Annotated in this window: 7 protein-coding genes; 5 read left to right on the forward strand and 2 right to left on the reverse strand. The window is 44.6% G+C overall.

What is annotated here, in order from left to right:
• Nucleotides 1-185: 185 nt before the first annotated feature.
• Both NRIC_RS17855 and NRIC_RS17860 read right to left on the reverse strand, forming a co-directional pair.
• Nucleotides 186-956 (reverse strand): ABC transporter permease, encoded by a 771-nt coding sequence (locus tag NRIC_RS17855; RefSeq protein ID WP_146624078.1) that lies wholly within the window; start codon nt 954-956, stop codon nt 186-188.
• Nucleotides 949-1884, reverse strand: coding sequence for an ABC transporter ATP-binding protein (locus tag NRIC_RS17860; RefSeq protein ID WP_146624079.1), 936 nt, complete (start codon nt 1882-1884; stop codon nt 949-951). Before NRIC_RS17860 ends, NRIC_RS17855 begins: the two co-directional genes overlap by 8 nt.
• 207 nt (nt 1885-2091) lie before the next feature.
• On the opposite strand from NRIC_RS17860, the gene truA reads away from it, so the two are divergent.
• The 5 genes from truA (at nt 2092) to NRIC_RS17885 (ending at nt 6220) form a co-directional block, all read left to right on the forward strand.
• Entirely contained in the window at nt 2092-2841 is a 750-nt protein-coding gene (gene truA, locus NRIC_RS17865) for a tRNA pseudouridine(38-40) synthase TruA (protein WP_146624080.1), read from the forward strand.
• A 191-nt stretch (nt 2842-3032) separates the two neighbouring features.
• Nucleotides 3033-4424, forward strand: coding sequence for an oxaloacetate decarboxylase subunit alpha (locus NRIC_RS17870; RefSeq protein WP_146624081.1), 1392 nt, complete (start codon nt 3033-3035; stop codon nt 4422-4424).
• A gap of 12 nt (nt 4425-4436) precedes the next feature.
• Nucleotides 4437-4733, forward strand: coding sequence for an OadG family protein (locus NRIC_RS17875; protein WP_175580153.1), 297 nt, complete (start codon nt 4437-4439; stop codon nt 4731-4733).
• Nucleotides 4734-4746: 13 nt separating this feature from the next.
• Entirely contained in the window at nt 4747-5079 is a 333-nt protein-coding gene (locus NRIC_RS17880; protein ID WP_146624082.1) for a DUF2118 domain-containing protein, read from the forward strand.
• A 10-nt stretch (nt 5080-5089) separates the two neighbouring features.
• Nucleotides 5090-6220, forward strand: coding sequence for a sodium ion-translocating decarboxylase subunit beta (locus tag NRIC_RS17885; RefSeq protein ID WP_146624083.1), 1131 nt, complete (start codon nt 5090-5092; stop codon nt 6218-6220).
• The last annotated feature ends 413 nt before the right edge of the window (nt 6221-6633 follow it).

The raw sequence follows: 6633 nt of genomic DNA on the forward strand, positions 1-6633 counted from the left end.
CATCAATAGACGAGTAAAAAGGATTGAAAACAATCAATCTTTTTTGTCCTGTTTATCCATAGGTAAACACGCCTTTTATAATACGCATTTAGGACAAATTGATCCGAAAATAAGAGCGTTCCAGAAGTGAGTCAGCTTTCTGGAACGCTCTTTTCGTAGGTTTTAATAAACTAAAGGACACATGCCTAGCTTCTCAATCCGCGGCCTTTTTCGATCAATCGCCAGCAAACGATGTAAAGCACAGAGATGAACAGGATCAGAATCAGCATCGAAAAGACGATCGGCACATCCATCAAGCCTAAGAATCCGTAGCGGAACCCGGAGATCATATACACGATCGGATTGATCTTAGATACAGCCTGCCAGATCGGCGGCAGCATGGAGATCGCGTAAAACACACCGCCTAAATAAGTTAACGGCTGTAAAACAAAGGTTGGAACGATCGACACATCATCAAAGGATTGGGCGAAGATTCCATTTAACAATCCTGCCAAAGAAAATAAGATAGCCGTCATCAATAGTGTTACGACAACAATAAACCATGAGTACACATGAAGCGGGACGAAGAACAGTGAGATGATCGTTACCAAAGTACCGACTAACACACTTCTGCCCAGTCCGCCGATCACAAAGCCCCAAATGATCACATGGGTCGGAACAGGTGCGACTAACAGCTCTTCAATGTTTTTCTGGAATTTCTGAGAGAAAAAGGAAGAAGACACATTTGAATACGAGCTGGTGATTGCCGACATCATGATTAGACCGGGAACGATAAATTCCATGTAGGAAAAGCCGGCCATTTCACCGATTCTTCCACCGATCAGGTTCCCAAAAATGATGAAATACAAGGACGTAGTGATCACCGGCGGCACAAGAGTTTGTACCCAAATGCGCAGGTAACGATTGGTCTCCTTTACCGCCAGACTTTTTAGTGCAGTGAAATATAGATTAAACATGTTGGGCCTCCGCTTGACGTTTTTCTTCTGTGATTTTTAAGAACAGCTCTTCCAAACGATTGGATTTATTGCGCATCGACAGTACCTTGATGCCTTGGTTGGATAGCTGCTCAAAGAGTTCATTGACCCCTTGGTTTCGTTCGACCTCGACGGCGAGGGTTTGTTCATCCTCAAACTGCGTGTTGTAGCCGATGATTTCCGGACGCTGCTCATAGGGAGCCAAATCAAAAATAAACGTCTCAAATTGCAGCTTGGCTAAGAGGCTCTTCATGCTGGTGTTTTCAATCAGTTCGCCGGACTGGATAATTCCAATGTTGCGGCACAGCATTTCAGCTTCTTCCAGATAATGGGTTGTCAGAATGATCGTCGTTCCACTGGCATTCAGCTCCCGCAGAAAATCCCACATCTCACGACGCAATTCAATATCGACTCCCGCCGTTGGTTCGTCCAAAATCAATAAACGCGGTTCGTGCATCAAGGCACGGGCGATCATCAATCTGCGTTTCATTCCGCCAGAAAGCATTCGGGCACGGACATTGCGCTTTTCCCACAAATCGGATTGCTTCAAGTATTTTTCGCTGCGCACCAAAGCTTCCTTGCGGGATACGCCGTAATAGCCGGCTTGGTTGACCACGATTTGCTGGACGGTTTCAAAGGGATTGAAATTAAACTCCTGAGGAACCAACCCAATTTGCTGCTTGGCGATCACCAATTCCTTCTCGATATCGTAGCCAAAGACTTTTACACTGCCGGAGGTTTTGTTCACTAAAGAAGTGATAATGCCGATAGTGGTGGATTTTCCGGCACCGTTTGGACCTAAAAGGGCATAAAAATCCCCTTCCTCCACCGTCAAGTTGATGCCTCGCAGTGCCTCTACTCCAGAGGCGTATTTCTTTTTTAATTCGTTGATCTCAAGTGCATAGGTCATGTACAACTTTTCTCCTTATCTACTGTAGATGTGATTCCTTATTTTATCATTTATTCTAAGGTTCTCAAGCCAAAATGCCTATGTTTTTCCAGTTTTTTTGTGGAGGAATCGTGGTAGATAAAAGAGTTTGTTATAACTGCGGCTGCAGAAAATGGTATAGTGTAAAAGTACGACATTATTCAGACCTAAGAGGAGCAAATTATTTAGATGAAAAATATCAAACTAACGATCGAATACGATGGAAAACGCTATTTGGGCTGGCAGCGGCTAGGAAATTCCGAAAAAACCATTCAAGGGAAGATCGAGCAAATCATCACACAAATGACGGGTGAAAAAATCGAGATCGTCGGATCAGGCAGAACGGATGGCGGTACGCATGCCAAAGGCCAGGTCGCCAATTTCAAAACAAACAGTCCACTGAGCACACAGGAAATGATTGAATTTTTCAATCGCTATCTGCCAAAGGATATCGTTGTCAAAAAAGCAGAGGAGGTCTCCGAAAGATTCCATGCACGTTACAATGCTGTTGGCAAGCGCTACAGCTATCATGTTTGGAACAATCCCATCCCGTCGGCTTTTGAGCGACAATACAGCTTTCACCACCCGCAGCAGTTGGATCTGGACAAAATGAACCAGGCCTGTCAGAAATTGATCGGCACCCATGATTTTATTGGCTTTTCAGCATTGAAGAAGACGAAGAAATCGACGGTTCGCACCATCAATGAACTAACGATTCATCAAGAAGGCAGTTTGCTGCAGTTTACCTTTGTTGGAGATGGCTTCTTGCACAAGATGGTTCGAATCATCGTGGGAACTCTTCTGGAGATTGGTGCCGGCCGATTGGCTCCTACGGCTATCGACGATGTCTTTAACCACAAGCTTAGAGAGCATGCGGGGGAAACAGCGCCGGCACACGGGCTGTTTTTGGAAGAAGTTTTTTATAAATCACAAAAATAACCCCGCTGTTTTGAGTCCCGTATAGAAGAATCAGATCGTCTGGAAAGAACGCCTTTTAAATTTATTTTGACGAAGAGACTATGTTAAAATAATAGGGAGGGGTTCTTCTTTTTTTAGTTGAGCAAGTTATTAAAACAAAGCAGTCCATGCTGTTAATGAAAGTGAAAATTTGAACAAGAGAGGTGTAGCGATTGAAGAATCAACGAATAGGAATCACTGAAACGGTTCTAAGAGATGCGCATCAAAGCTTGATGGCGACACGGATGTCGATCGAGGACATGCTGCCGATCTTGCCTGTGATGGATGAGGTCGGTTTTGAGTCGATCGAGTGCTGGGGAGGCGCAACCTTCGATGCCTGTATTCGTTTTTTAAAGGAAGATCCGTGGCAGCGATTGCGGACGATGAAGGAGAAAATGCCGAAGACACCTCTGCAGATGCTGCTAAGAGGGCAAAATTTGCTAGGGTACCGCCATTATGCTGATGATGTGGTCACGACCTTTGTAGAAAAATCTGCGGAAAACGGCATCGATATTTTTCGAATCTTCGATGCATTGAATGATCCAAGAAATGTCCAGACCTCCTTGAAGGCAGTCAAAGCCTGCGGAAAAGAAGCACAGCTGGTTTTGGCCTATACCATCAGTGAAGTGCATACGATCGATTACTTTGTTGCATTAGCTGAAGAATTTGAGGCCATGGGAGCAGATTCAATCTGTGTCAAAGACATGGCGGGGATTTTGACGCCTGCAAAGGGCTTTGAGCTGGTCAGTCGTTTGAAAGAGACCGTCTCGGTACCAATCATTGTACACACGCATTGCACCAGCGGAGTCGCGGCGATGACGTACCAAGCGGTTGTTTACGCAGGGGCAGATCGGATCGACACAGCGATCTCTCCTCTTAGTGAAGGAACAAGCCAGCCGGCAACGGAGTCTTTAGCCATTTCGTTTGAAGAAAGCGGCTATAGCAGCGGACTAAATTTTGAAAAGCTTTCTTTAGTGGCCGATCATTTTCGCAAGGTGAAGGATCGGTATTTAGTAAACGGAGTGTTGGACCCTAAGATGCTGATCCCAGATCCGAGGACGTTGATTTATCAGGTGCCTGGAGGCATGTTGTCCAATATGTACGCGCAACTGAAGCAGGCCAATGCTCTGGATAAATACGAGGAAGTCTTGAAAGAAGTTCCGCGAGTGCGTGCCGATTTGGGGTTTCCGCCATTGGTTACCCCATTAAGTCAGATGGTCGGCACCCAAGCAGCCATGAATTGTTTGACCAACGAGCGGTACAAGATGGTTTCAAATGAGATCAAGGCTTATTTGTCTGGTGAATACGGGAAGTCGCCGGTACCGATCAAGGAGACGTTTCGCAAACAACTTATTGGCGATGCGCCTGTGATCACAGACAGGCCTGCCAATCATTTAAAACCAGAATTCCAAGAGCTGCGGCGAGAAATCGGGGGATTGGCTAAGACGGATGAGGATGTACTAACGTATGCATTGTTCCCTCAGGTGGGGAAAAGCTTTTTGCAAGAAAGAGCTTCTCCTGCGACCACGTCTGAAGAAGTCATAAAAGTAACTGGATATCTATAAGGAGGCAGCAAAGTGCATTATTCAATGGGTGAAGTTCTTAAATTGACTCTTTTTTCAATGGGAGTCGTCTTTCTTGTGTTAGTAGGACTGATGTTTTTAATGATGATCAATGCCAAAATCTTTGGCAAGACTGTCGAAAGCACTGAAGGAAAAGAAAAAAGAAGTGATCCGCCCGCTCCTATGACAACACAGGAGCTGGTAGAAGGTGATCCTTTAGCAAAAGTGGCAGTCATCACTGCTTTGGCAGTGGCGAGTGAAGAGAAATCCGGCAGCAAATTTCAAGTAGCAGAAGTCAAAAGAATGAAGTAAGTGAGGATGGACGATGAAAAACTATGAAGTAACAGTCAATGGGCAAGTCTACCAGGTTTCGTTGAGGGAGCTTTCTGAAGATGAACCGATCAAGCAGGTACAAAAACCGCAGAATGTTCCTGAACCTTCTTCCGAGAAATTATCGGTATCTGCACCCATGGCAGGAACGATCTTATCTATCAAGGTGAAAATCGGTGATCGAGTCAAATCTGGAGACACACTGTGCATCTTAGAAGCGATGAAGATGGAGACCCCTGTATTGGCGCCTCAGGATGGTACCGTGTCGGCAATCGAGGTCTCAGAGAACCAAAGCGTAGAATCCAGCCAGCGTTTGATGACGATATAGGAGGGATGATATGACTGAGATCATAAAGCAGATGGTCGATACCTCAGGCTTGGCAAATTTGAGCTTCAGCAATTTATTCATGATTTTTTTAGCCTGTGTATTTCTTTATCTGGGAATCAAAAAGCAATATGAGCCGTATCTAATGATACCGATTTCGTTTGGTATCCTGTTGGTCAATTTGCCTTTGGCAGGATTGATGAACCCAGGCGCTGACGGGAGCCCGGGTGGGATTCTGTATTACCTTTATCAAGGAACCAATTTAGGAATTTATCCTCCATTGATCTTCCTGTGCTTGGGAGCTTCGACGGATTTTGGTCCCTTGCTGGCGAACCCTAAAACGATTTTATTAGGAGGAGCCGCACAATTTGGGATATTTGCGGCATTCTTTCTAGCGGTGGTCGCAGGTATGACGCCCCAGGAGGCAGCATCAATTGGAATCATTGGCGGAGCAGACGGTCCAACAGCAATCTTTTTGACCAGTCGATTAGCTGGGCATCTTCTGCCGGCGATCGCATTGGCAGCCTATTCCTACATGGCACTGGTTCCAATCATCCAGCCGCCGATTATCCGTTTATTGACCACGAAGGAAGAGCGGCAAGTAGTGATGAAAGAAACGCGAAAAGCCACTCAAAAGGAGAAGATCGTTTTTCCGATAATCGTCACGATCTTTATCAGTTTGCTGATTCCTAGTGCCACGACATTGATTGGCTTATTGATGCTGGGCAATTTGATTCGTGAATGCCGGCTGGTTCCTAAGCTGGTTGATACTTTGCAAAATTCGTTGATGTACATCGTCACGATTCTCTTGGGAATTACAGTTGGGGCAAAAGCAGATGGAGACCTCTTTTTGTCTCTTGACACACTGACAATTATTCTTTTAGGACTTTTAGCCTTTGGTATCGGGACAGCAGCAGGTGTTTTGCTTGGCAAAGTGATGTATCGAATCAGCGGCGGTAAAATCAATCCGATGATCGGAGCTGCAGGGGTCTCGGCGGTTCCCATGGCTGCTCGCGTCGTTCAACAGGTGGGTCAGGAAGAGAATCCCAACAACTACTTGTTGATGCATGCAATGGGGCCGAACGTGGCTGGAGTGATCGGCTCAGCTGTTGCTGCGGGCGTATTGTTGGCCTTTTTTGGATAATATCATGATGTCAATAAGTAAAAAGTGTACAGTCCAACTTAAAATAGTTGGGCTTTTTTTTGGGGTTAAGAAATGAGAAGAATGGATTGGCCATTAAAGACTTAAGACTTTCACAAAAAAGAACTTCACTAAGCCTTAGACAAAATGTCTAGGAGCTGGTGAAGTTCTTTTGTTCGTATCGAGGAGGGGTATGAATCCATTTGAATCATCCCAATCTATTCAAATCAAAAAAATTAAAAATATAATGATGAAAAAAGAAAATTTAACAACGGAAAGTTCGCTTGAATAATCATTTTTATTGCTTTTTGTGATTTGTCTCAGGAGTAATTGTTATTTTAATAAATTTAAATTATACTAAAATGACTTTAGTTGGAGAAAATAGTTGAAATTAGTTCTTGTTCTTTTGAAAAACA

The organism is Enterococcus florum (assembly GCF_004309355.1).
In the GTDB taxonomy this organism is placed as follows: domain Bacteria; phylum Bacillota; class Bacilli; order Lactobacillales; family Enterococcaceae; genus Enterococcus_A; species Enterococcus_A florum.

Bases quoted from the DNA above. Each gene is read 5' to 3' on its own strand.
- NRIC_RS17855 (WP_146624078.1), bottom strand. From the start codon at position 956: ATGTTTAATCTATATTTCACTGCACTAAAAAGTCTGGCGGTAAAGGAG.
- NRIC_RS17860 (WP_146624079.1), bottom strand. From the start codon at position 1,884: ATGACCTATGCACTTGAGATCAACGAATTAAAAAAGAAATACGCCTCT.
- truA (WP_146624080.1), top strand. From the start codon at position 2,092: ATGAAAAATATCAAACTAACGATCGAATACGATGGAAAACGCTATTTG.
- NRIC_RS17880 (WP_146624082.1), top strand. From the start codon at position 4,747: ATGAAAAACTATGAAGTAACAGTCAATGGGCAAGTCTACCAGGTTTCG.
- NRIC_RS17885 (WP_146624083.1), top strand. From the start codon at position 5,090: ATGACTGAGATCATAAAGCAGATGGTCGATACCTCAGGCTTGGCAAAT.